The organism is Ignatzschineria larvae DSM 13226 (genome assembly GCF_038500265.1).
In the GTDB taxonomy this organism is placed as follows: Bacteria; Pseudomonadota; Gammaproteobacteria; order Cardiobacteriales; family Wohlfahrtiimonadaceae; genus Ignatzschineria; species Ignatzschineria larvae.
On the sequence record NZ_CP150637.1, the window covers coordinates 1,603,089 to 1,627,331 of the forward strand.

Below are 24,243 nucleotides of genomic sequence, written 5' to 3' on the forward strand. Positions count from 1 at the left end.
TACCTGCTGACTTTGCTTAATAGTAGATTGCAGTGTACTCACGTAATAAAAAACAGTCAAATTACCTAGTTATACCAAGTAATTAACGCAACAAAAAAGCCCGCCGTAGCGAGCTTTGAAAAATTGTTTAGATACAAATAGCACATCATATAAAAAATATATCAAAATAGTTCGGACTTCGCAAGACCCTATCCTTGTTTTTTATTATAAATAATTGTTTCGAGCCTTACAGTGAACTCATCCAATGCCTCATAATAATCTCTTTTATTTTTAATCCCAACCTTTTTAATCACATCATCTATGCTTTCATTATCCGATCTATTTTTAGTAATAACTTTAAGCAAATGACTTCTTTCTGCACCTTTATTGCAAGAATCATTCATCATTGCCAACACTAAATTCGCGCGCTCCACATCTCGATTAAAAGGCTCAACTCCGCTTGGAATGCTTGACTCTGCTATATGAGCTGCCATTTCACCCAATTTACATAAAGGCGATCTATGAGGAAAGCCATTGTGCTCTGTATTCCAAATAACCCATTGTTCTAAGCAGTAATTTGCGTAATTGTAATCTCTTCTACTCATAATCCCTCAATCTCCACTCTTGCATTCTTCTTCCCTACACCATCAACTCTCTTAATTACGAGCGGATTAAAATTTGTATCATCAATACCTAACGCCTTTGCGAATCCGTCAAGATATGGCTTCATCGCAGCTAAAAGATTATCGTTATCTCGTCTATGATTCGTTGGTGCATAGAAAGTAATTTGAAGCCCATTTTCGACACTTATCAAGTCACTGCTCTTTGTTATGTAGTAAGCATCATTAATCGCTTTATTTTTAATTTTGTTCGTTACTGCCCAATGTTGACCATTTTTTCTATTCGGCATCAACTTGGGATCTGGGAATGGAAGTACTACCATTTCACTACCCCCATTTTTACTAGCTCATTCTGTGTTCTTGCAACACCTTCTAAAAACTCTTTTCTGAACTTTGGATTACTCTCTGTAGCGCTATGACAAGCTGAACAGCACCAAGCGCCTAACAAGTCATTTGCTTTCATTCCTGCACCTGTAATACCTGCCATTCTGAGATGAGCAAGTACAGTTGTTTCAGAATTGAAGTTACAAATGCCAGCAATACGAACTTGACACCGTTGCCCTTTAGCTAGTTTTCTAAGGTTCATCTGTTCCCCCAAACTTCAAAGCCAAACTTCACCGGATCACTTAGGTTATGCTCTACTTCCCCTATTTGCATATTAGTGAGAGCTTCAGCAAATTCTTGTGTAGTTAGAAAGCGAGTAGTACCAATAACGCCTGTACCTAGAACTTTTAAAAACCGCTCATACCCCACTCTCTTCTCTGTTTCTTGCGCTACAAAGCTAGCTATGACTGCTTCTTCTTTTTGAGATAGAATAAGTAGTGGTAAGAAATACTGATACTTACAGCGTCCTGCTTCGTAGATAACACCATGCCCGGTACTTTTGGCGATATCTCTGAACCACATATGCATTAAGCGATTTTGTGCTTTTGAGCGGTCTTCTGTTTTATCTTTGATCTCAATGAGTGGGCTTTTATCTTCAGTCCACATTTTGTTAATCTGCGCCACTAGATTGCCGAGCACTTCATAGTTTTTGACCTGGAATATCATTAGAAGTTGCTCCCATTATGCGCTTTCGTCTTACGAGCAATTGGAGAACCGTTAATAATTCCCTCTGACCTAAGCTCTGACAGTTTTGTTGTTATTGTGTTTACGCTCTTATTGAACTTTTGAGCAAGCTCTTCTTTGGTCATTGACTGATAGTTCTTGATCAGCCACTCAACACCCTCTTCATTCCAGCCGATCTTGGGTTGTGCCGGCGGTCTATTTTCAGGTTTAAATATCTTTAAAAGCGGATAATTTTTCATGCTATACGCTCCCCGTCTTTGTAGAAGTGAGCCTTAATATGCAATTGCTCCTCCATCCCATCCGAGCTTTCGCAATAAACAGCGCTATTTTTATCTACGAAGTAATACCAAGAAGGCATATCCACATAACGCTTCAACTTTATATTCCAGAACTTAATTATCACTTTATTCATCCCTACACCCCTTTCCGATAATCCGACCAAGCGAACGGCAAGAAAAGCCCATCGTGTTGTATTCTGCTTGCGATACGTTGCCCAACTGCTCTTGTGAAGTCTTCAATTTTCAAGTTCGAGATCATAATCGTTGGCTTCATCTCTTCGTAACGACCGTTAATGATGTCGAATAGAATATTGCGCTCATTATCACTACCTGCCTGAACACCAACCTCATCAACGATTAACAGATCTACCGACCTATAAAGCTCAATGAGTTTCGCCTCTTCGCCGTTTCTCCCCCAACAATCACGAATAGAACGAATCAACGCCGATACTGATCTGAAAATTGAATCGTATCCACGACTTGCGATCTCATTCGCAATAGCACACGCAAGATGTGTTTTACCCGTACCTACGCCGCCGAGTAACAGTACCGGCGTGCCCTCTTCAACGTGTACGTCAAAATCACGCGCAAATTCTGCTAATGCTTGTTTGATCTCTGATTGACTCTCGTTATTGACTTCGTAGTTATCGAACGCGCAACGCTTAAAGCGCTTTGCAATTCCGTCCACACCACCAAGCTTGGCTTTCATTTCCAATTCACGCTTGCACTGCTGACACTCTTTGAAGACATCTTTGAGATAATCACCGTTCGAGAAGTGATAATCGTACAATCCATGTTTTTCACACTCTTTCTGTTCAATACAGCGATATTCTTGCTGAATTGGGGCGTAGATATTGCCACCTTTTTTTGTAACTATTTCTTGAATTGACATCATAAAACACCTACTTTCTGAATTTTGCTGGAATTACTGCCGAACCATAATCTTGAGTATTGAAGTCGTTGACTGCCGTAGAACTTCCACCTAACGACCAATTGGCATTGAAACCTTGCCACCCTCGCTCTGCACAGATACGCACAACTTCCGAAAATTCCAAATTCGCTTTAAGTGCTTCTCGCTCAATCCCCTGAATTGCCGTAAACGTTAAAGGGGCTTTTTTGGCTTTTCGAATATGCAGAAAATCTTTTGCGACTTGTTCATCAACTCCACGTGCAATCAATTCATCAAATGCCGTTGGCGCTTTAGGTTCTTTGATAGGTTCAATGATAGGTTCAGAAGAGTGACTGGTTCTATGTGCATCTCCTGCACCACCCCCTAGTGAATCTCCTGCACTAGGTAGTGAATCTCCTGCACCACCTTTATCTGCTTCTTTGACCTGCGCTTTTTCGCTCAATGTGAGGTAATAGAGATTTGATTGTTTTTCATTATTTTTTGCTCTATACTCCTTACGAAGAAATCCCATTTCTTCTAGTGCGTTTATGTGGTTTATTACAGATCTACGACTTATTTCACATTGATCTGCAATATGCTGATGTGACGGCCAACACTCTCCCAAGTCATTGGCATTGTCAGCAAGCTTAATCAGCACTAACTTGCGAAGCGGATTACCAACCTTAATCCGCATCGCTTTTACCATCAGCATCATACTCATATTTCATCTCCTTTCAGGCTATAAACAGCCCACTTGCGATTCCCTTCTCTTTCGAATCGAGAATCTATTTGTAGATTATGATCTACTCTTAATTCGTGAATCCTTGCAGCTAATCTGCCAATTCCTAGCTTTAAAAGCGCTTCTTTGGCTGTAATCTCTTTACCACTCTCAAGATGTGCCTTAAGCAGTTGTAACTGACTTACACTGCGATGATTAATCGTGTCTATCATTAAGCCCCCTTTCTTCTTCCCCAAAAACATCAGGACGAAGTTTATGCCTACTAATACCAGTCAATTCTTCAATCTTTAAAACATACTCAGCTGGCGGGGCTTTTTTATCTCGGTGCACCCACATGGCTACATGCCCCTGTTTAATACTTAATGCAGATGCTAATTGACTTTGCCCACCAGCTACATCAATAGCTTTAAGTAAATATTCTTTTTCCATAAAAACTCCTCATTCGACAGCCTAATAATAACAAATGTTTTCAATATATCAAACTTTTGTTATTTGATTGGCTACAACAATTGTTATACATTTGTTTTAATTGCACGATTAATTAAATGAAGACTTTACCGATGGAATTAAAAGATAGATTAAAAGAAGCTCGTACTAGGAAGGGATATTCTCAAGCAAAACTTGGTGAGCTAGTTGGTGTATCTCAAACAGCAATTCAATATATTGAGAATGGGAGAAATCAAAGCTCTACCAAAATTTTTGATATAGCTAGAGCGCTCGGTGTTACTTCTGAATGGCTTTTATATGGCGATGAGGGCACAATTCCAACGACATCTGAAATTACCCCATCACCTAACACAATTACTTTAGACAGCGCAAATGAAAATATTTTTGTTCCTGTTATCTCTTGGGTTGCGGCAGGTAATTTTAACAATATAGAAACCGTCCCTGTAGATGAACTTATAAAATGGGTTCCTTGCCCAGTTCCCCATGGTAAAAATACCTTTGCCCTAAAAGTTGTAGGATCTAGCATGGAAAATCCAAATGGAAAGCCCTCGTTTGAAGATGGTGATATTATCTATGTAGATCCCGAACGTGAACCTGAAAATAAATCTCTTGTTGTTGTAACCTTAGATGGAAGTGCTTCCGCAACATTTAAACAGTTAATTATTGAACTAGATGGTAAATACATTCAGCCACTCAATCCCAATTGGCATGAAAAAATTATCAAAATCAATGGAAATGCAACTATTAATGGTGTAGTTATTGGGAAATGGACGGATATTTAGGGGATAAGCATGATTACTATAAGCCCATACTCTCTGCGCTCGTACAATAAAGATAATAAGTCTTACGAACAAATAGATAATATTTTAGGAAAATTTGATCTTTTTGACTTGGTAAATGAATTTTGCCAGAAAAACATCAATATCAATCAAAAAGATGATGATGCAAAAGTATATTTTGAGCTAACTCACTATCAAATCGACAAAGCTGAGAGAAAGGCATCCCTTACATTTTCGGTCGGTGAATATGGAAGTAAATCCAACATTATTGATGTAGATACTAAGACGGTATCTCATGAAAAAAAACCTAATGAAGCAGAGATTAATGAATACATATTCGTGATGTATTTTCCTAAGAGTAAGGATGAATCATTCCTATTTATGCAATGCATTAGAGGCGTTGGCATTCTCACCAAGTTTGGTGATTTATTCAAGCAATTTTATAGAGCAAAGACGGGGTTAGTGATTCAAATTAATCCAATTACATACAAAAAAGCTATGGAAAAATGGTTAGAGGGGGATGTTAAAGAGTATAGATTCATCAATTTCCAGCCATTTGAAGACAAGGCAGATTTCAAAGAAAGCTTCGGACATAATGAGGTACAAACTGAATATGTAGTTAAACCCAAAAGAAGCAGAGCTGGATTTTTAAAACTATTTAAACTCAAAGATATTCTTGATCAAGAATCTGAAGTTATTGAATTAATGGATGACATCATCACTAGATCTGACAGAATGAAAGTTGTTGTTGAGCTTGATGGAAAACCTAAGACAATATCCGTTGGTCGTAGGTCTTCAAATACGAATTACCAGGTAGAGCCTGATGAGGATGATCTTGATTTTGATGATGGCAATAATCCAACTAAAGAAAGTCTAGAAAAATGGATTCACCGCATATATACTGATTTTATCGATTCAATGTATTCAATGGAATAAATAAACAGTATGAGCAAAAAGATAAATGTCTGCTCCATCATAAAAGGGCATATAAAAACTCTATCTAACAGCAAGAACAGAATCCTCAAGAAGGACATAGTGTTTTTCTACGTGTTCCCGCTAATCTTAGGCGCCTCTTCTATACTCTTAACCCCACCAACAGAGGCGACTGTTAGTCTTTTTGTGAACTTTGGGTCCATATTAACCGCATTGCTATTATCAGTATTAGTTCTAATTTATGATAGGCAGAACCGATTAAACAAAACGCCTGATGAGAGTTTTTCTAAAGCGAAAAACATATTAATTCAAGAATTATTTTTCAACATATCTTATTCAGTAATAGTATCGCTTTCGCTAGTAATTACCTGCTTTCTATACAGCATAATAGCCTACCCTCCCCTGCAAAAATTCTTATTCTTCCCTATAATATTATCCTTCAGCTTAAACCTCTTCCTAACAATTTTAATGATAGTGAAAAGACTACACGAGCTACTAACTAATAACTCATAACTCATAACTCATAACTGCACTTTAACTTTACCAAAGCACCGCCAATCGGCGGTTTTTTTACGCCTGTAAGAAATTAAAAAACAAAAAAACAACAAAAGTTCTTGATCAAACTAAAAACAATTGTTATATTTAAACCACAAAACAAACAAAAGTTTTAAAAAATACCAAGGAAAGAGATATGAGATATGACCACAACGCAGAAGATCGTTACTTAAATGGACTTCTAGCAGATGAGCTAGCAATTCAAGACTTAAGTGAAGAGATTGATGATCGTATGGAACGTGAGATCGAAGAATTAGAGGCTGAAGGTATCAAGTTTGAAGACTTAGATGAGATCGATTTTAAAGAGATCAGAGCAAGAGTCATTGCAGATATCCAAGAAGAACGTCAACAGCGCTCAATCGATAAAGAACTAGATAGATACTGGATTTAGGAGGAATAAACATGAGAGAAATGAACGATTGGCTAGACAGTCAGCAAGCACAAAACTTCTCTGCTCTACTCAAAACAGAAAGTGATTTTATTGAATTGGCAGTAACTGCTGAAATGCTGTTAAAAGCGATTAAAAGTAATAACCAGATGAATATAGAGGTTTGCACTGAGCGGTTAGAAAGCAAGTTAAAGCTACTTGATCAGATCACTAAACGCAGAAATGAAAGATTTAATTAAAGAAAAGCCCTAAGCGGTGAACTTAGGGCGATTCAGTACTAACAACACATAGGAGTATAGCAAAATGAGTAACGCATTATCAACCCAAGTGAAGTCTTTAGCTAAAACATTGTCACTTGGCGGCAATGAGCAAGAGTTAATTGCAACACTTAAAGCAACGGCTTTTCGCGGTCAGCAAATCAATGACAGTCAAATGACTGCTCTTCTTATCGTAGCAAATGAGCACAAACTCAATCCTTGGACTAATGAGATTTACGCTTTCCCACAAAACGGCGGGATTCAGCCGATCATTGGTATTGACGGCTGGTTAAAGTTGGCGAACAACAACAAGGAATTTGATGGACTTGAATACGATTACAAATTCAATGAAGCCGGAGAACTGCTTGCAATTACTTGTCGAGTGTACCGCAAAGATCGTAGCAGACCTATGGAAGCCACCGAGCTAATGGTTGAAAACAGACGTAATACAACGCCTTGGAAGCAATATCCAAGTCGTATGTTAAAACATAGAGCGACAGCGCAAGCGATACGTTCAGCGTTTGGTTTGTCGGGAATTATGTTGGATGACGAAGCGCAAGCAATGAATGACAGTCAAGTAAATGCGCCCGAAGTCGATGAAGCGGTAAGAATTGAACTAGTCAAAAGAGCTGAAGAAGAAGCCAAGAAAGGCGTAGAAGCACTGCTTCACGAGTGTATGACGTATGCGCTCGTGGCAAAAATGGACAGCCTTACTCTAAGTATCACGACTACAAAATGGAACTTGCTTTAGAGCGCTTAACTGGTAAGCCAACAGAATCATTCACAAGTAACGCAATGCAATGGGGAATTGATACAGAACCTAAAGCCAAAGAAGCCTACACACTGCAAACGATGAATGAGGTTCAAGATGTCGGATTTATCGATCATCCTGAAATTGAGAATTTTGGCGCAAGTCCAGATGGACTGCTTCTTGATATGTTCGGCAAGCCTTTAAATAAAGCAATTGAAATCAAATGCCCTACCTCTAAGACTCATTTAGAAACACTCACAAGCGGTAAAGTCAATCCGCAGTACATTTATCAAATGGCTTCTCAACTGATGTGTTTAGGTATGAAAGAGTGCGTCTTTATGAGCTTTGATCCCCGCTTCCCTGCTGATCTTCAAATGTTCTTGTATGACTTTGAATTAACAACAGAAATGGAAGAAGAGATCACAGAGAAAGTGGTCAAATTCAATAAAGAAGTCGACCAAGTGATTAAGGACTTGGAAAAGAAGGTAGCTTGAGATGAAAAAGATAATTGAAGTAATCCTAATCTTCTTCAATGAGCGCAAGGAAGCGCGCTTATATCGTGAATGGGCTCGCAACAGAGAAGATCAGCAACATAGCAAAATGCTAGAAGAAGCAGAAGTATTAGCAAGCCGACCAAGTTATCGGCCAGCAGAATCAGTTGAGCTTAAAAAGGTGGCGTAATGGCATATTCAGCTTTTAAAGATCGATATCAGCTCAACAAAACAAAATACGGCATTGAAGCGCTGGAAGCTGTAGAACGTAATGATCTAGTCTATATCTTTGAAAACATATATAGCTTATCAGGTGCGCTTGAATCAGAGCTAATAGACGTTGATTTTGTCTATCGAAATATGTCGCAGTTAAACGATGAGCAACTAGAAAAAATGATGCTTGACGCTCACGACGAGGAGGCGGGACAAAGCAGGCGCGGTTTCAGCAGGAATCAGTGGCCAAGACTGCTACTAGATCCGGCTGAAGTCCACAGAAGAACATCAATGATCAAGGAAGATCTGTTTTTTGAGTATCGCCGTAGAAAATTCGGCGAACCAAGACCAGAAAGACGCTACGGCAAGATTGAAGCAACGCCGAAAATGATTTTAGAAAGTAATGGGCAAATGAGCCTATTTTAGAGGTAAAAAAATGTCAAAAGGAATTAATAAGGTTATTTTAATTGGGCGCTTAGGAAGTGATCCGGATATACGTTACACACAAAATGGTAAGGCTGTTACAACAATTTCGATTGCAACATCTGAACGTTGGAAAACAAAACCGGGGAACAGCAAGAGCGCACTGAATGGCATAAAACCATATTTTTCGGAAAATTAGCAGAGATTGCCGGGCAATACCTGAAAAAAGGCTCCCAAGTATATATTGAAGGCTCACTTCACACGAGCAAATATACAGATAAACAGGGTATTGATCGTTATTCAACAGATATCATTGCAACTGAAATGCAGATGTTAAGCGGAAATGAACGAATAAACAATCAAACACCGGCACAACCAAGCTCAGTGACACAGCAAAATCGGCAAGTAGATAGCTCGCAGTTTGATGTGTCTGATGATATTCCGTTTTAGAGGAGGTTTTATGAGCGGATTAAATGCTATACAAGATTTAATTAAATCAGAACAACAAAAGGAGCAGGCAAACAATGAAAGTATGGAGAAGATACTAAGCACATTGTCAGCAATATCTATCGAGATAAAGAAGATAAAGCAACCTGATGAACTGCTAGAAATAAAAGACGTGTGTGAGATTATTAAATTTAAACACGACTGGGTTTATAGAAACATTAGATTAGGATTATTCCCTGCCCCCATAAAAATCAACACTGCATCTCGATGGTATCGATCAGAAATTGATCAATGGCTAGAGTCACAAAAATCTTACAGGGTAAATTAGAGGGTAAAAAAAAATTCTAGTTAACAAAAAGCCCCTATTTAAGGGGCTTTTTGTGTTTCGTATGGCGGAAAAGGAGGGATTCGAACCCTCGATACGCTATTAACGTATACACCCTTAGCAGGGGTGCGCCTTCAGCCACTCGGCCACTTTTCCAAATTGTGCTACTTGCTGTAAGTAGACGTCTATTATAATAATTCTTTTGCAGATGTAAAGTCTAAAATGTTTGCAATCCTACTTATTTTCTCTAAAGCGCAAAATTAATGCAATTATGAGCGGCTACTTCTCAAATGCCAATGCTCTACGCTCCATGAGTTTGGCAAAAATAATGAGAATTGCGTTAATCACAAGGTAGATTAATCCAGCCATTGCGTAGTAAGTGACCGAATCATAGGTTTGACCGGCAAGTTCTCGAGCCCGCCCCATAATATCTAATAGTGTAATACCTTGTACAAGGGAGGTACTTTTAAAGATAAGGACGATCTCATTCGAGTAACTCGGTAACGCTCTGCGAAGTGCTAAGGGGATAAGAATCTTCATTGCTTCAAATCGACTCATTCCTAACGCTAAACAGGCTTCCCACTGATTCTTAGAGATGTTTTTCACTGCACCATAAAAGAGCTGCGCTGTGTAAGCGGCTGAATTAAGTGATAATGCCAAAATTGCACAAAACCAAGCTTGCGAGAAGATATCCCATAAAAATGAATTTCGGATAAAACCAATCTGCCCTGGCCCTGTATAGAAGAGTAGAATCTGTACGAGTAGCGGAGTGCCGGTAAAGAAGATAATAAAACCGCGGGCAATTTTGGCTGGCCAGCGCTTTTCCCATAAGGTCAAAATGCCGGTTAATAATAAGGCAATAATAAAGCCACAAAAGAGTGAAGCAACCGTCAGAGCTAAGCTAAGGGGTGCGCCTTCTAATATAAATAAAAATTGATCTAACATAGTACGCTCCTATTTCGCCGGCTCAAGGTCGTATGCAGTAATACGATTATAGAGAAGATCCTGGATCTTTTGACTCACGAGTGAAATCACAAGATAGATCAGTGCTGCGATTGCGTACCAGATAAAATCATTCGTGGCACTATAGATATAGTCCGTTTCCTTCATCAACTCATGCACACCGATTAGAGAGACAAGCGCCGTATCTTTGAGTAGCACAAGCCATTGGTTACTTAACCCCGGGAACGCATGGCGCCACATCTGCGGCATAACAATATAGAGGAAAGTGGCCGGTTTAGAGAGTCCTAATACAGCCCCTGAACTCCATTGCTCTTTGGGAACGGCTAATAGCGCTCCTCGAATCGTTTGTGAAGCATAAGAAGCGTAGATCAGTGAGAGTGCAAAAGCCCCTAACCCAAAGAAAAGGTATTCACCGTAACTATCGAGTAGCGAGAAATAGGCATCCATTACCCACTCAGGCAATACCATCTCATATTCTAAAAAAAGATAGGGCAATCCTAAACCAATCAGGAAGATCACGATCAATTCCGGCAATGAGCGAACCACAGAAACAAAAAATGTCACAGGCCAGCGGATAATTCGCCATCGACTTAATTCTAAAACCGCTAAAATATTCGCCCATAAAAATCCAAGCACCAACGCCACTAATGCCAATAAAATCGTTGTCTTCGCAGCGATTAACATTGACTCAAAATAACGTGTCGTAAAGAGCTCAAAAAAACTAATTATGCCACTCACTGTATCTCCTCTATTTGCAAACAAAAAGCGATGTAGTTCATCGCTTTCTGCTCTACTGCTATTTCATTACACAATTACTGCTGTTCAAACCACTTGCTGTAGATCTCATCATATTGACCGTTCTCTTTAACGGTTTTTAATGCTTCATTGATCTCTTCGACAAGCGCTTTATTTCTTAAACCTGTACCAATGCCTAAACCTTGACCGAAATATTTAGGATCAGTGACTTTTTCGCCAACCATCACAAAATTATCGTTGCCTTGAATATATTCATTGACTACTTCGCCATCGCCGAAGACGACATCCACACGACCTAGCGCTAAATCATTCATCGCTGACGGATATTGTGGGTATACAGAGATATCGCTACCTTTGTAGGTATCTTTGATATATTGCTGATGCGTTGAACCTGAAAGTACCCCAATTTTAGCATCGGCAACATCATCGATTTTATCTGCTTTATCTTTAGTCGTGATATAGATTGAGTAGTTTTGATAATAAGGATCGCTGAATGCTAACTGTTTTGCACGCTCTTCAGTAATATCCATTCCGGAAATGACTGCATCGTAACGGCGGAGTCGAAGATTAGGGATCAATGCATCAAATTCTGCTTCAGAAAAAACACACTCTTTTTGCATCGCTTCACATACGGCATTCATAAGATCGATATCAAAACCGAGTAATTCATTATTCTCACCTTTATACTCAAAAGGAGGATATGCCGGGTTTGTACCGATATTTAATTTATCTTGTGCCATTGCTGTTGTGCTCATTAAGCCTGCAGCAAGTAGTAAAAGTCCTAATTTTTTCATAACTCAACTCCATCTATTATTTTTTATTGATGATCACTCTATTTTGATCAATTCAATGATTCTTGACATTCAATGATTTTTGAATTGATCATTCAGTCATTGTCTTAATTGCTTCTTACAGCAAGAATCATTCAGTTTGACTGAATCAGATTCTTTATTTCCCAAAATCCCTTTGAAATGAATCCTCATCTTTTGCAGTATAGCGCGAAGATTATTTAATGGGAAAGATACTGTTTAAATTCTTCTGTTTTGGGTGAAACAAAGATTGATGCATCGCCCTCTTCCACGACTTTACCTTGCTCCATATAGACCACATACGTTGCAATTCGTTTTGCAAAATCGACATCATGCGTGACAACAATTTGCGTAATACCCGTTTGAGCTAACTCTTCAATAATTGTTGCCACTTGTGAAGTAATTTCAGGGTCGAGCGCCGCCGTAGGTTCATCAAATAGCAGCACATCAGGATCCATCATTAAAGCTCTTGCAATCGCCACTCGTTGCTGTTGACCACCCGAGAGTTTGAGTGGATAGCGATCTTCTAATCCTTCAAGCTTTAAAGAGTGAAGCGCTTCAACCCCCCGTTTTTTCGCCTCGTCTAAAGACATTTTGCCTAATTTAACCGGCGCATAAGTGAGATTTTGTAAAACAGTGCGATGCGGCCAGAGATGATATTGTTGGAAGATCATTCCCACTTTCTGCCGAAGATCGCGAATCGTCTTCTCAGAAATACTCTGAGAGAAATCAAATTCAAAACCGGCAATCTCTAATTGCCCCGCTTTAGGGCGCTCAAGAATATTTAAAATTCGAAGCAGAGAGCTTTTACCCGCACCACTTGGGCCTAACAACACAACAATCTCACCTTTTTTGGCTTGTAGCGAAACATCAAATAGTACTTGTGTTTCCCCATAAAAGTAGTTTAAGTCTTTCAGCTCAATCATTTCATCCTGTCTCTCTACTTAGTGCATCTATCATTAAAGTTAGTGAAAACTCTGTCATTCAACTTAGGCAATTAAAGCATTTCTCTATAATCTTAATTTGATCTCTAGAATAATGCCGACACCGATTGAATAACCCTCATTTCCAACTATTACATTTAATATGATACTTGCGATTTATACTCATCCGATACTGGGTTTGTAACAATAGGATTATCCCCTGCTACATCTCTATCACCCTATTTTGAGTATCGCACTTCTTTTTAACTCATATTATTATTTTTAAACCTGCCTATTCTACGGTATTTTTTACTTTTCTGCTGAACCTTTTCCAAAATTTTCTACATCCAATCGCTATCAGAGTAATATCAAACCAATAACCCTATGATATCTCTATCATCTTCCTATACTCTTCTCCCTTTAATGGAGAATTTATGGCAAATTTCTCTTCAATTCTTCTCCTCAAAAATAGCACTGATAAAAGATACTTTGCGCCGATCAAAAGTTCTTTGCTAAGATGAAAACAATTTCGTAAATATAGTGAGTATGAATGCTATCTAATCGCAATCACATATTCTAATTATCTAATTACCCATTTCACTGCCTTTGTAGAGCACGACGACCATGACTAAACAAGATCGCCTATTACAACTTGTCAATCAGCCTCAAAAACGCATTGCCCTTATGGGAATGAGTGGTGTTGGAAAAACGCATCTCTCCAAAAAGATGCCGGCATCTCAATGGTTTCACTACTCTATTGATTACCGCATTGGTAGCTTTCATCTCAAAGAAGCGATTCATGATTTCCTATTAGCAGCAGCGCTTGAGCAACCTCTGTTAGCCAATTTGATTCGGCAAGGGGCGATCTCAGTACAATCGCAGCTCACTATTAGTAATTTAGCACCACTCTCCGCTTATCTTGGAATGGTCGGCAATGAAGCGCTCGGCGGCCGTCCACTTGAGCTCTTTTTAGAGCGACTAGAAAAACACCGTTTAGCAGAGATTGCAGCAGTCAAAGATATACCCTATTTTGAACAAAAAGCCTCTAAGCTTCTCAAGTTTCCCCATTTTATGATTGATTTAAGTGGTAGCTTTTGTGAATTGCAAGATGAAGAGAGCTGGGATCTCATTGGCCAGCAATCGCTCTTGGTCTATATCAAGGCCTCAGAGAAAGCGAAAAACTATCTCATTGAGCGGGCAGTTACCCATCCTAAACCGCTCTATTATCAGCGGGATTTCCTACTCCCTAAAATCACCGAATACCTTGCAAATAACCAATTAAATGGCCCTGAAGAGATTGATCCTGCTGATTTTACCCGCTGGATTTTCCCCCAATTGATCGAACACCGGTTAGCGCTCTATGAAATGCTTGCAGAACGATATGGTGTTACGATTGATGCAGAAAAACTCTATCACGTTGCTGATGAAACCCAATTTTTTGAACTGATTAAGGAAGCTATTTATGGATAATCAAACAGGCGCTACCATCAAAAAAGAGGTAACCGATAATCTTCATATTAAAAGTTATGCTCCGAACTTCTTCCGTTTGAACGATGAGAGTGAATGGCACAATACGCCAATACTATTACAAAACAAAGAAGTATTCACAGATACCCCATTACTCCCCGCCACATTTGATGAGATTACCGAGGCACATATCCAAGCTTGGATTGCCCGGAAACCAACACTCATTCTAATCGGTACCGGTAATAAAATGGAATTTCTCGCTCCACAATGGCGCGCACTACTTTACCAAAATGGTATCGGCATTGAAACGATGGCAACAGAATCTCTCTGCCGGACATTTGCGATTTTAGCAGCTGAAGATCGTAATGCACTTGGGATCTTCTTCCCCATCATCGAAGCATAATTAGACAATACAATATCTTCTGTGAATAGTTATAAGGCTGATAATTGACGCGAATCTAAAAGAGAGTCATTCACCTAATCCTCTCTAATCTAATCCTCTTTAAAAATGCTCAATAAAAAACCCGTAATCCTTTATGGTTACGGGTTTTGCACATCATCTTGATGCTAATCTCATCCTTGATTGCCACGATCCTTCATAACAACCTCTCAATTCTGTGCATCCTGCACACCTCATCCTGAGAATTGACCAAATAATCCATCAATGTTGAACGCTCTCCTGAGATTGAGGGAAACTCCTATTTCATCCTTGAGATGCAGCATCCTTGCTACGTGGATTAATTCTAATATGAATGTGTTAGCGGATCCAATTAAAAAAATTAATCATATTTTAAATTTTTATCACATAAATAATTATAATAAACAACATAATGAACATTTATTCACTATTATTGAGTCCTTATTAAACATTCATTGGGATTTCTCTGATCAAATATCTCGGATCAGCTGATCTGATGATTTCATTCAACTCATTATAGAAGAAGTAGATTCAAAAAAATCACTTTGACTCTCTCTCCTCTACTTCTATTAAACTACTGAATATTGTTATTTGATATCTAAAGTAATCCGCTTACTGCAACAATATTCCTATTCCTCTATTCTGTAATCACTTTTAGCTCAACAGGAATATGGCTATCTGGTGTTTCACCTTTGATAATCAGATCTGCCGCTTCAACGCCTTTTGCACCAATGAGTTCTGGTTGTTGGGCAATGGTTGCCGCCATTTGACCACGTTCTACCGCTTTAATTGCATCATCTGTACCATCAAAACCGACAATGACGATATTATTTTGCCCCGCTGAACGAATTGCTCTTAATGCCCCTAATGCCATTTCATCATTTTCCGCAAATACCGCTTCTACATTGGGATTTGCCGTTAAGAGATTTTGCATGACATTCATCCCTTTAGCGCGATCAAAATCTGCCGGTTGAGCTGCAATAATCTCAAAACCATTGGCTTCTTGTGATTGTTTAAATCCTTCACCTCGCTCCCTTGAAGCAGATGTTCCTACAATCCCTTGTAATTGAATCACTTTGGCATCTTTACCCAATTTTTCAACGATAAAGTCTCCGGCAGCTTTACCACCGGCAACGTTATCAGAGGCAATATGCGTTACAACGTCCCCTTTTGCACTCGCTCTATCAAGCGTAATGACTGGAATACCCGCTTTATTAGCCGCTAATACCGCATTACCCACAGCATCTGAATCTGTAGGATTGATGAGTAGAACGCGCGTCCCTTTTACAAGGATATCTTCCACATTCGCAAGTTCTTTAGCCGGGTTATTTTGTGAATCTAAAATCACCAACTCATATCCAAGCTCTTTCGCTTTCTCCGCGGCACCATCTTTCAATGTGACAAAAAATGGATTATTGAGGGTTGATACTACCAATGCAATTTTCTCTTGCGCCCACACACTACCCATTAATCCTAAGCCTAATGCGGCTACCATTGCTGTTTTTAATACTCTCTTTTTCATCGCACAACTCCTTCTACTTAAGAACGAACAGTCTTATTATCTACTAAGACCGCCAATAAAATAACGGCACCTTTCACAATCATCTGATAGTACGCATCGACACCTAATAGATTTAGGCCATTATTGAGGAATCCTAAAATCAATGCCCCAATTAATGTGCCGATAATCTTACCGCGACCGCCGGCCATACTCGTACCACCGAGCACAACTGCCGCAATGGCATCCATCTCATACCCCATCCCGGCAGTAGGTTGTGCCGATGAGAGTCGTGAAACTTCGATCATTGCCGCGACCGCACAGAGAAAACCACTCATCATATAAACAATGATTTTGACACGATCGACATTAATGCCCGACAGTCGGGTTGCCGCCTCATTACCACCAACGGCATAGATATGGCGGCCTAGTTTAGTAAATTTTAAGATATAACCGGCAATCATAAAGACTACCGCCATAATGATAATGGGTACAGGAATCCCTAATACACGACCAAAACCAATCCATTCAAACATATAAGCATAATCGCTCATACCAAGACCAATTGGACTTCCTTGTGTATAGACTTGCGTTGCACCGCGAATAATGAGCATCATCACAAGTGTAGCGATAAAGGCTTGTAACTTCCCTTTTGCGATAATCACGCCGGAGACAAGCCCTAATGCAGAACCTAATAAGAGTGCCGCAATAATCGCAAAGAAAGGGTTAATATCTTGCCCAATGATAGAAGCTGCCACAGCGCCGGTCAGTGCAAAGACTGAACCTACCGAAAGATCAATGCCACTTGTGAGAATCACTAACGTCATTCCCACTGCGATAATGGCATTAATCGAAGTCTGTTGTAGGATATTAAAGATATTATTCAATGTGAAAAAATTTTCATTTAACATTGAGACGCCGAGAATCAGAACAATCAGTGCCACCAATGATTTCTGATCAATTAAAAACTTCTTAATACGATTTGTTTGCATACTATTTCCTTGCATTATGCAATTCCTTCTACTTTGCCTACTGCTGCAGCCATAATTTTCTCTTGAGTTGCTTCACTTCTTGCAAATTCGGCCGTCATACGTCCTTCATGCATGACCATAATCCGATCACTCATTCCTAACACTTCCGGCATCTCTGATGAGACTAAAATCACGCTTAAACCGCGGCTTTTGAACTCATTAATCAGCTGATAGATCTCTTTTTTAGCGCCCACGTCTACGCCGCGTGTCGGTTCATCAAGAATTAAGACTTTCGGATTGGTCATCAAACCTTTGGCAATGGCAATCTTCTGTTGATTCCCCCCCGATAGAAGCCCAATATTTTGCTCTATATGGGGTGTTTTAATATTAAAGGTATCAATATAGGTTTTGACCGCTAACAGCTCTTCTTTGAGTCGTAAATTATTCGCTTTCCCTTGAAAGAGATTCAGGGAACTTAAGGTCATATTCTCTTTAACACTCATCGAGAGCACTAAACCATCTCGTTTACGATCTTCAGAGATATAGACGATTCCCGCTTTTAAGGCATCCGCGGCTGAACGAATACGCACCGCTTTTCCTTCTAAGGCAACAATACCGGTACTTTTTGAATGCGCGCCATAAATTGCCCGCATTAGCTCAGTTCTCCCTGAACCCATTAATCCCGATACGCCGAGGATTTCCCCTCGTTTAAGCGTAAAGCTCACATCATTAATGCCGGCCGCTTTTAGATGAGAAACCGATAAAACAGTCTCTCCAATCGGCGTTTTAATACGGGGATATTGATCTTCTAATTTACGGCCCACCATTAGCTCTATCAATCGATCTTCATTGAGTTCTGCCACCGGTTTTTCCGCAACAAATTGACCATCTCGAATCACCGTTACATCATCACAAATTTCAAAAATTTCTTTAAGACGATGCGAGATATAGACAATCCCACAACCAGTGGCTTTCAGCTCTCGAATAACCCGAAAAAGGGCTTCAGTTTCTGTATCCGTCAAGGCATCTGTAGGCTCATCCATAATGATCACGCGCGTCTCAAAACTAAGGACTTTAGCGATCTCCACCATTTGCTGTCCGCCAATTGATAATTCACCCACTAAAGTATCAGTGCTATAGGGGATACTGAGGCGTTTAAGCAATTTATCGGCCTCTTTGTGCATCTTTTTCCAATTGATACACCCTAAAGCATTGGTGAACTCCCGGCCTAAGAAGATATTCTCGGCGATAGAGAGTTCCGGAATGAGATTTAACTCTTGATGAATAATACCAATGCCGGCAATTTGAGAATCGCGAGGATTTTTAAAGGCAACCGGTTGACCCAAATAACGAATTTCACCGGCATCTTTACTATAGATCCCGGTTAATACTTTCATTAAAGTGGATTTACCTGCGCCATTCTCCCCTAACAGTGCCATCACCTTACCGGCATAGACATTAAGACTCACACCATCTAACGCTTTAACGCCGGGGAATGCCTTACTCACACCATCAATACTCAATAGTGTCGTCCCGACTTCAATCCGATCGCCCTTAGTGACCTTATTCATTAAAACATTGCTCATTAGAACACCACACCGGCTTCTAAAATAATATTGGCATAAGGGGAACATTCGCCGGTACGAATAATCGTTTTACAAGCAGGCTCGCCACTTTGCGCTTTGAGTGCCTCGTGAGTAATATAATCCACCATAATAGGCTTCGCTTCACTACTTTGTGTTTCCACCCACGCTAAAATCGCACTATGCAGATCAGGATTTTTAACTTTAATCTCATCTGCTAGCAATATCGTCTCAATTTGCATCAATGACCCTACGGCTTCTAGCGTCTCCATAAAGCTTGGGACACCTGCAACTAACGCCAAATCGATCCGCTCTGTTTGATTAGGAATGGGAAGCCCAGCATCACCAATCACAATACGATCCGTGTGTCCTAATTGGGCAAGTACGCGATGAATATCACTATTTAACAGCTTACTTTTAATCATAATGACCTCGTTCTATTATCAGAAACTATTATGCCACATCTTTCATAGCACTATACTACAGTGGCACATAATTACCCGATTAAGATCATTTTTCCCCATAAAATTTCCAATTACATCAATTGTCAGTATAGGGAATCTTTACAAAAAACGCCCTAATTTCCATTATTAGAGCGATCTTTCAGTCTTTATCTTTTATCGGCAAGACAATCATTCAATCAAATTCCATTGCCTATCGATTACCATTCATTACTAATGACTATTCCTTTTCCTATTGCTATTACCACCTTATATATGCACAAACTGTCCTAAGCCATAAGTCACAGCCATTGTTAACATCCCGACAATCACATTTCGGATCACGGCTTTTAATCGTGGTGCGCCGCCTAATGCCGCGCTGATAAAGCCCGTTAATGCTAGCGCCAATGAGACCGCGGCGAAAGTGCCCCAGATTTTATAGAGTTCAGGTAAAAAGAGGATAAAAAGTAATGGGATAATAGCACCACAAGAGAAAGAAATAATGGATGAGAATGCCGCATTCCAAGGATTAACATATTCCCCTAGTGTGATATTGAGCTTCGCTTTGACTCTCGCTGCAAGGGCATCTTCTTTCATCAACTCTGTTGCTACTTGTTGCGACAACTCCGGCGAAAGCCCCCCATTTTGATAATATTCTGCCAATTCTGCCTTCGCGCCAGCAAAATCTTCTTTTAAACGTTTCTTCTCTTTCTCTACTTCAGATTTCTCCACATCTTTTTGGGTGCTGACTGAAGAGTATTCACCACCTGCCATAGAGAGTGCGCCTGCTAGTAACCCGGCAAGACCGGCAATCAAAACAGTCATCATATTCGTAGTCGCACTCGCAACACCAATCACCAGTCCAGCGGTAGAAATAATCCCATCATTCGCCCCTAAAACACCGGCACGTAAGACATTGAGGCGGTTCTCAATATCGCCACTCTTCTTTTGGGTTTTCTCTACTGTATGTTGAACTTTGTCATTCTCTTGTGCCATTGTAATATCTCCGTATTGACTTTATTCGATCCCAACTGTTCCCTGAACATTGATGGAAAAATAGTAAATTAACGGTCGTTATAATAACATAATAATTATCTTAACTAGTGGAAATATATTATAAAAATAGAGAATGATTCTCAGTTACTTTCTGAGTTTAATAAGGCTTATGAGCGAGGCTCATTGAAACTTTGCGAAAAGCGAAGGTTGCTCTACAATGAGAGCAATCATTATTATTAAGCGTTCCTATTTTTATCACTTATTTATCATTTACCTTCATTCATTAATGCCGTTATTGCCCAAATTTCTATCACAGATTCCCAGAGGTTTTCTATGACAATGCCCCATATTCTACTCAATCAAGCAATTAAACCGGTACAAAATATCTTCTGTATTGGTCGTAATTATGCCAAACATATTGCTGAACTCAATAATGCCACGCCGAGTGAGCCGCTTGTATTCTTAAAGCCGACATCATCACTCGCCCACTGCGATCTGCCGATTCAACTTCCGACTTTTTCTGATGACATTCACTATGAAACTGAAATAGTGCTCTATATTAAAGAGAATTGTGATCACATTTCCAAAGAGAAAGCGCTCTCCATTATTGGCGGTTACGGCATCGGTTTAGATCTTACTGCGCGAGATATTCAGAGCCAGATTAAAGCAAAAGGCGAGCCTTGGACGAAGTGTAAAGGATTTAGAAATGCCGCGATTGTCTCGGATTTTGTTGCTCCTTCAGCCATTACGAACTTTGATAATATTCACTTCAGTTTTAAGCAAAATGGGGTACTCAAGCAACAAGGGGAAAGTCAGCTGATGCTCTACTCCATCGCAGATATCATCGTGTATCTTGTAGAGACTTATGGACTGACAGAAGGGGATCTCATCTATACCGGTACTCCGGAAGGTGTCGGTCCACTTGCGCCCGGCGATCAATTAGAGATGACTTTAGAATCAGTGATACAAACAACCCTCACGATTGCAAAGTAACATCTTTCAAATAATATCTACCTAGCTGAAAGCCATCAACGATTTGTCGATGGCTTTTTCAATCGTTTAAGCGTTTAATCATCTAATCGCCTAATTAACTGATTTCCTTATTTAGTTATTTAAGCGTTGATAATGCTTCTAAAACTTCAGTTGCGTGCCCTGCTACTTTTACCTTACGCCACTCTTTGAGGATATTACCCTTACGATCAAGAATAAAGGTACTGCGCTCAATACCAAAGCCTTTTTTGCCAAACATATTCTTCTCTTTAATCACATCAAGTGCTCGGCAAAGCGTTTCATCTGGATCAGAAATAAGCGGAAATTGTAGATCAAATTTCTCTACAAAGCGCTGATGTGAAGCCACGCTATCCCGAGAAGCACCCACGACTGAAGCCCCTTTTGCGGTAAATTGTGACAATAACTGATTAAAGTCTTGCGCCTCATTACTACAGCCCGGTGTATTATCTTTTGGATAGAAATAGAGAACAATAAAATCAGAATCTAATGAAGACAATGCTAATTCACCATTTTGTGTTGCGAATGCTTGATTCCAAATTGTTTGCTCGACTTGTGCCATCTTTGAACTCCTTAGCCTATAGTTATGATTGATATTATTGAGAGATTGACCACGACTTGAAGATGATTCGATATTTTCTCAATATCTCCTCGATATTACAGCAATCTTTTATCCCATATCATTCATTCAATTCGCTGATGCTCTCAGATTATGCAATGCGTTAATGGATACGGCCGATCCGTATCTCTCGATTGTCTTTTACTATAACATAGTTCAATCAAAGGATTTTAAATGTTACCGGCATGGTTAACCCTCTATGCGACCCCCTATCTCGGCACTAAACGCTTACAACAGCTCTTACAATTCTTCCCGTCTATTGAAGAGATTATCGCCGCGAATGATCACGCGTGGCGAGAAGCCGGCATGCCGGAAAATGTGATTAGCCATCGGGAACGTATTAATCAGAGCATCATCGAGGAATCACTCCATTTTTCGCAAATGGAGGGGAATGCCATTCTCCCGATTGATCATAATGATTATCCCCCGCTTTTGCGGGAAACGTATAATCCGCCGATGCTCCTTTTTGTTCGAGGCTCGGTAAAGATTCTCTCTGATCCTCAAATCGCCATTGTCGGCGCGCGAAAACCCACTCAAGAAGGGCTCTATAATAGTCAGCTTTTCGCGGCAGAGCTCGCCGATCTTGGACTCATTATTACAAGTGGGCTTGCACTCGGCGTTGATCAGGCTGCTCATCGAGCCACCATTCAAAAAGAGAAGCCGACCATAGCGGTCTTAGGAACAGGTTTAAATAATATCTATCCCAAATCTCATCGTGGATTAAGCCACGAGATTATTGAAAAAGGGGGTGCTATTATCAGTGAGTATCCTCTCAATACAGCACCGGTTGCACAGAATTTCCCCAGGCGAAATCGGATCATTTCCGGCCTCTCCTTGGCAACACTCATTATCGAGGCTACCACGCAATCAGGGTCTCTCATTACAGCGCGGATGAGTATGGAAGAGAATCGAGATGTCTTTGCTATCCCAGGCTCTATTCACTCCCCACAATCACGAGGTTGTCATCAACTGATTCGTGAAGGTGCGGCTTTAGTTGAATCAACCGCAGATATCCGGCAAGCACTCTCAGGCTGGATTGATAGGCCACAGGGGCAACAATCATTAATACTTGATGATATAGAAGAACCTCCATTATCACACCATTTGACTAGTCGGAACCGCACCGTAAGCACTCCACATTCACAAAACTCACAAAAATCTATTGCGCCCCAAACGGCGCCTGGTACTTCCCCTAATCACTCGACGCAACCAATTTCGCCGAAAGCTCTCCCCCAAGTTGAGGCTGATCATCCTTATAAAGCGATTTTTGATCTCTTAATTCAACCACAATCCATTAATCAACTCGTAGAAACATTGAAGCAACCCGCTTCTGAGATCACAACAGGCTTAATGATGCTTGAAATTGAGGGGCTTATTCAGAGCGCTCAAGGCTTTTATCAGCAGATTCGTTAGTATTTACATTGAAGTAATCTTGATAGAGCTGATCACTATTTTTGAGCCACTCTGTTCTCGAAAAACCTTTGCGATAAATTCCATTCGCATCTAACAGAATCAGATCAATCCCTTGATTAAAAAATCCTGTCAAGCTTCGTGTTCGTAACAACTGCTCAATAAAAGGAACCTCGATATTATCAATGATACGAATTTGATGATTTTTCAAAATTATTTGCAATGGTGCGGGTATAGTCCCGATCACAGAAAAAGATTGAGATAAATTATAGCTAGTAACGTTCTCAATCAATTGTTGTAAACCCTCTTCATTTCCTTTATAAAAATAGAGAAGATGAGACTTTCCGATAAGATGATTGACCCCTTCTAGACGATCTTCCTGGCGCCATTCAAAATAAGGAATCGATCGATGGGGCTCTAATTGCGTATCTCGAGCAAAAACTAATCCAATCCCCTGATCTAAATAGTTCAAAAACTGCTCTAAACGAAGATAAGCGTCTTCAGCACTCATATTCCCAATCGTTTTTTGATAATGCAATCCGCGCCAACTATCCGGCATCGAAACACTACGGCGAGGTGGTCGCCCCTCTAGCTTACGTTTTAACACCTCACTCTCCACATAGAACTCAGTAAGTGGTGAGATATAGTGTTGCTCTAATCGATCCAATAGCTGCTTTTTGGCATTCTGATTGATCATAGAATTTCCCAATATTGATCCTTAATGTTGATTTTTAAATATCGCGTACTATACAGTTTATCTGTTAGATTTATCCGTTAAGCTTACCTATTAAGCTTATGCC

At 40.0% G+C, this 24,243-nt stretch carries 33 protein-coding genes, 1 tRNA gene and 1 pseudogene; 14 read left to right on the plus strand and 21 right to left on the minus strand.

Annotated elements, in window-relative coordinates; genetic code table 11:
• Positions 1-188 precede the first annotated feature (188 nt).
• The 9 genes from WMO13_RS06635 to WMO13_RS06675 all read right to left on the minus strand — a co-directional run bounded on the left by WMO13_RS06635 (position 189) and on the right by WMO13_RS06675 (position 4,002).
• Entirely contained in the window at positions 189-584 is a 396-nt protein-coding gene (locus tag WMO13_RS06635) for a hypothetical protein (protein WP_026878506.1), read from the minus strand.
• A complete protein-coding gene (locus WMO13_RS06640; RefSeq protein WP_034855341.1) occupies positions 581-922 on the minus strand; it encodes a hypothetical protein in 342 nt (113 codons plus the stop codon). The genes WMO13_RS06635 and WMO13_RS06640 overlap by 4 nt, the downstream gene beginning before the upstream one ends.
• Positions 916-1,185: a nuclease domain-containing protein gene (locus WMO13_RS06645; RefSeq protein WP_034855339.1), complete on the minus strand. Its 270-nt coding sequence runs from the start codon at positions 1,183-1,185 to the stop codon at positions 916-918. The genes WMO13_RS06640 and WMO13_RS06645 overlap by 7 nt, the downstream gene beginning before the upstream one ends.
• Positions 1,182-1,649: a hypothetical protein gene (locus WMO13_RS06650; RefSeq protein WP_026878504.1), complete on the minus strand. Its 468-nt coding sequence runs from the start codon at positions 1,647-1,649 to the stop codon at positions 1,182-1,184. The genes WMO13_RS06645 and WMO13_RS06650 overlap by 4 nt, the downstream gene beginning before the upstream one ends.
• Positions 1,649-1,906, minus strand: a complete 258-nt coding sequence (locus WMO13_RS06655) for a hypothetical protein (protein ID WP_026878503.1) — start codon at positions 1,904-1,906, stop codon at positions 1,649-1,651. Before WMO13_RS06655 ends, WMO13_RS06650 begins: the two co-directional genes overlap by 1 nt.
• Before the next feature lie 175 nt (positions 1,907-2,081).
• Positions 2,082-2,840, minus strand: coding sequence for an ATP-binding protein (locus tag WMO13_RS06660; protein WP_084331432.1), 759 nt, complete (start codon positions 2,838-2,840; stop codon positions 2,082-2,084).
• Positions 2,841-2,847: 7 nt separating this feature from the next.
• Complete coding sequence (locus WMO13_RS06665; protein ID WP_051396123.1) at positions 2,848-3,555, minus strand: helix-turn-helix domain-containing protein; 708 nt, start codon at positions 3,553-3,555, stop codon at positions 2,848-2,850.
• Positions 3,552-3,785 carry a helix-turn-helix domain-containing protein gene (locus tag WMO13_RS06670; RefSeq protein ID WP_026878502.1) on the minus strand — a complete coding sequence of 78 codons (234 nt, stop codon included), beginning with the start codon at positions 3,783-3,785 and terminating at the stop codon, positions 3,552-3,554. The genes WMO13_RS06665 and WMO13_RS06670 overlap by 4 nt, the downstream gene beginning before the upstream one ends.
• Positions 3,769-4,002 carry a transcriptional regulator gene (locus WMO13_RS06675; RefSeq protein WP_026878501.1) on the minus strand — a complete coding sequence of 78 codons (234 nt, stop codon included), beginning with the start codon at positions 4,000-4,002 and terminating at the stop codon, positions 3,769-3,771. The genes WMO13_RS06670 and WMO13_RS06675 overlap by 17 nt, the downstream gene beginning before the upstream one ends.
• 131 nt (positions 4,003-4,133) lie before the next feature.
• Here WMO13_RS06675 and WMO13_RS06680 point away from each other — a divergent pair, with 131 nt between their 5' ends.
• The 10 genes and pseudogenes from WMO13_RS06680 (at position 4,134) to WMO13_RS06725 (ending at position 9,585) form a co-directional block, all read left to right on the plus strand.
• Positions 4,134-4,802: a LexA family protein gene (locus tag WMO13_RS06680; RefSeq protein WP_034855337.1), complete on the plus strand. Its 669-nt coding sequence runs from the start codon at positions 4,134-4,136 to the stop codon at positions 4,800-4,802.
• A 9-nt stretch (positions 4,803-4,811) separates the two neighbouring features.
• Positions 4,812-5,735 (plus strand): hypothetical protein, encoded by a 924-nt coding sequence (locus tag WMO13_RS06685; protein WP_026878500.1) that lies wholly within the window; start codon positions 4,812-4,814, stop codon positions 5,733-5,735.
• A gap of 688 nt (positions 5,736-6,423) precedes the next feature.
• Positions 6,424-6,678: a hypothetical protein gene (locus WMO13_RS06690; protein ID WP_026878499.1), complete on the plus strand. Its 255-nt coding sequence runs from the start codon at positions 6,424-6,426 to the stop codon at positions 6,676-6,678.
• 11 nt (positions 6,679-6,689) lie between these two features.
• Positions 6,690-6,914 carry a hypothetical protein gene (locus WMO13_RS06695; RefSeq protein ID WP_026878498.1) on the plus strand — a complete coding sequence of 75 codons (225 nt, stop codon included), beginning with the start codon at positions 6,690-6,692 and terminating at the stop codon, positions 6,912-6,914.
• 64 nt (positions 6,915-6,978) lie between these two features.
• Complete coding sequence (gene bet / locus WMO13_RS06700; RefSeq protein ID WP_051396122.1) at positions 6,979-7,683, plus strand: phage recombination protein Bet; 705 nt, start codon at positions 6,979-6,981, stop codon at positions 7,681-7,683.
• Positions 7,605-8,177, plus strand: coding sequence for a lambda exonuclease family protein (locus WMO13_RS06705; protein ID WP_084331429.1), 573 nt, complete (start codon positions 7,605-7,607; stop codon positions 8,175-8,177). Before bet ends, WMO13_RS06705 begins: the two co-directional genes overlap by 79 nt.
• 1 nt (position 8,178) lies before the next feature.
• Complete coding sequence (locus tag WMO13_RS06710; RefSeq protein WP_026878497.1) at positions 8,179-8,364, plus strand: hypothetical protein; 186 nt, start codon at positions 8,179-8,181, stop codon at positions 8,362-8,364.
• Complete coding sequence (locus tag WMO13_RS06715) at positions 8,364-8,813, plus strand: hypothetical protein (RefSeq protein WP_026878496.1); 450 nt, start codon at positions 8,364-8,366, stop codon at positions 8,811-8,813. Before WMO13_RS06710 ends, WMO13_RS06715 begins: the two co-directional genes overlap by 1 nt.
• A 10-nt stretch (positions 8,814-8,823) precedes the next feature.
• Positions 8,824-9,260, plus strand: a pseudogene (locus WMO13_RS06720) (single-stranded DNA-binding protein).
• A gap of 10 nt (positions 9,261-9,270) precedes the next feature.
• Entirely contained in the window at positions 9,271-9,585 is a 315-nt protein-coding gene (locus tag WMO13_RS06725) for a helix-turn-helix transcriptional regulator (RefSeq protein ID WP_051396120.1), read from the plus strand.
• A gap of 62 nt (positions 9,586-9,647) precedes the next feature.
• Here WMO13_RS06725 and WMO13_RS06730 read toward each other — a convergent pair.
• The 5 genes from WMO13_RS06730 to artP all read right to left on the minus strand — a co-directional run bounded on the left by WMO13_RS06730 (position 9,648) and on the right by artP (position 13,036).
• Positions 9,648-9,738: transfer RNA gene (locus WMO13_RS06730), tRNA-Ser, on the minus strand.
• A gap of 123 nt (positions 9,739-9,861) precedes the next feature.
• Positions 9,862-10,527 (minus strand): arginine ABC transporter permease ArtM, encoded by a 666-nt coding sequence (gene artM, locus WMO13_RS06735; RefSeq protein WP_026878494.1) that lies wholly within the window; start codon positions 10,525-10,527, stop codon positions 9,862-9,864.
• A 9-nt stretch (positions 10,528-10,536) separates the two neighbouring features.
• The gene (locus WMO13_RS06740; RefSeq protein ID WP_026878493.1) at positions 10,537-11,229 is read right to left on the minus strand and encodes an ABC transporter permease subunit; all 693 of its coding nucleotides are present in this window, start codon (positions 11,227-11,229) and stop codon (positions 10,537-10,539) included.
• 128 nt (positions 11,230-11,357) lie between these two features.
• On the minus strand, positions 11,358-12,095 hold the full coding sequence (locus tag WMO13_RS06745) for a transporter substrate-binding domain-containing protein (protein WP_026878492.1): 738 nt from the start codon (positions 12,093-12,095) through the stop codon (positions 11,358-11,360).
• Positions 12,096-12,310: 215 nt separating this feature from the next.
• Complete coding sequence (gene artP / locus WMO13_RS06750) at positions 12,311-13,036, minus strand: arginine ABC transporter ATP-binding protein ArtP (protein ID WP_026878491.1); 726 nt, start codon at positions 13,034-13,036, stop codon at positions 12,311-12,313.
• 621 nt (positions 13,037-13,657) lie between these two features.
• Between artP and WMO13_RS06755 the strand changes: the two genes are divergently transcribed.
• A complete protein-coding gene (locus WMO13_RS06755; protein ID WP_026878490.1) occupies positions 13,658-14,503 on the plus strand; it encodes a hypothetical protein in 846 nt (281 codons plus the stop codon).
• Entirely contained in the window at positions 14,496-14,903 is a 408-nt protein-coding gene (locus WMO13_RS06760; RefSeq protein ID WP_026878489.1) for an Mth938-like domain-containing protein, read from the plus strand. The genes WMO13_RS06755 and WMO13_RS06760 overlap by 8 nt, the downstream gene beginning before the upstream one ends.
• A gap of 652 nt (positions 14,904-15,555) precedes the next feature.
• Here WMO13_RS06760 and rbsB read toward each other — a convergent pair.
• From rbsB to WMO13_RS06785, 5 genes are all read right to left on the minus strand, one after another.
• Complete coding sequence (gene rbsB, locus WMO13_RS06765; RefSeq protein ID WP_026878488.1) at positions 15,556-16,440, minus strand: ribose ABC transporter substrate-binding protein RbsB; 885 nt, start codon at positions 16,438-16,440, stop codon at positions 15,556-15,558.
• A gap of 17 nt (positions 16,441-16,457) precedes the next feature.
• Positions 16,458-17,423 carry a ribose ABC transporter permease gene (rbsC, locus tag WMO13_RS06770; protein ID WP_026878487.1) on the minus strand — a complete coding sequence of 322 codons (966 nt, stop codon included), beginning with the start codon at positions 17,421-17,423 and terminating at the stop codon, positions 16,458-16,460.
• The gene (gene rbsA / locus WMO13_RS06775) at positions 17,423-18,973 is read right to left on the minus strand and encodes a ribose ABC transporter ATP-binding protein RbsA (RefSeq protein ID WP_245601143.1); all 1,551 of its coding nucleotides are present in this window, start codon (positions 18,971-18,973) and stop codon (positions 17,423-17,425) included. Before rbsA ends, rbsC begins: the two co-directional genes overlap by 1 nt.
• A complete protein-coding gene (rbsD, locus tag WMO13_RS06780; protein WP_026878485.1) occupies positions 18,973-19,395 on the minus strand; it encodes a D-ribose pyranase in 423 nt (140 codons plus the stop codon). The genes rbsA and rbsD overlap by 1 nt, the downstream gene beginning before the upstream one ends.
• A 285-nt stretch (positions 19,396-19,680) precedes the next feature.
• Positions 19,681-20,406, minus strand: coding sequence for a VIT1/CCC1 transporter family protein (locus WMO13_RS06785; protein WP_026878484.1), 726 nt, complete (start codon positions 20,404-20,406; stop codon positions 19,681-19,683).
• 333 nt (positions 20,407-20,739) lie between these two features.
• Between WMO13_RS06785 and WMO13_RS06790 the strand changes: the two genes are divergently transcribed.
• Positions 20,740-21,399: a fumarylacetoacetate hydrolase family protein gene (locus WMO13_RS06790; RefSeq protein WP_270049100.1), complete on the plus strand. Its 660-nt coding sequence runs from the start codon at positions 20,740-20,742 to the stop codon at positions 21,397-21,399.
• A 115-nt stretch (positions 21,400-21,514) separates the two neighbouring features.
• On the opposite strand, the gene WMO13_RS06795 is transcribed toward WMO13_RS06790, so the two are convergent.
• Positions 21,515-21,976, minus strand: coding sequence for a peroxiredoxin (locus WMO13_RS06795; protein WP_026878482.1), 462 nt, complete (start codon positions 21,974-21,976; stop codon positions 21,515-21,517).
• A 231-nt stretch (positions 21,977-22,207) separates the two neighbouring features.
• On the opposite strand from WMO13_RS06795, the gene dprA reads away from it, so the two are divergent.
• Positions 22,208-23,446, plus strand: coding sequence for a DNA-processing protein DprA (gene dprA / locus WMO13_RS06800; protein ID WP_026878481.1), 1,239 nt, complete (start codon positions 22,208-22,210; stop codon positions 23,444-23,446).
• On the opposite strand, the gene WMO13_RS06805 is transcribed toward dprA, so the two are convergent.
• Entirely contained in the window at positions 23,406-24,140 is a 735-nt protein-coding gene (locus WMO13_RS06805) for a hypothetical protein (protein ID WP_026878480.1), read from the minus strand. The two genes, dprA and WMO13_RS06805, sit on opposite strands and share 41 nt — an antisense overlap.
• Positions 24,141-24,243: the final 103 nt, after the last annotated feature.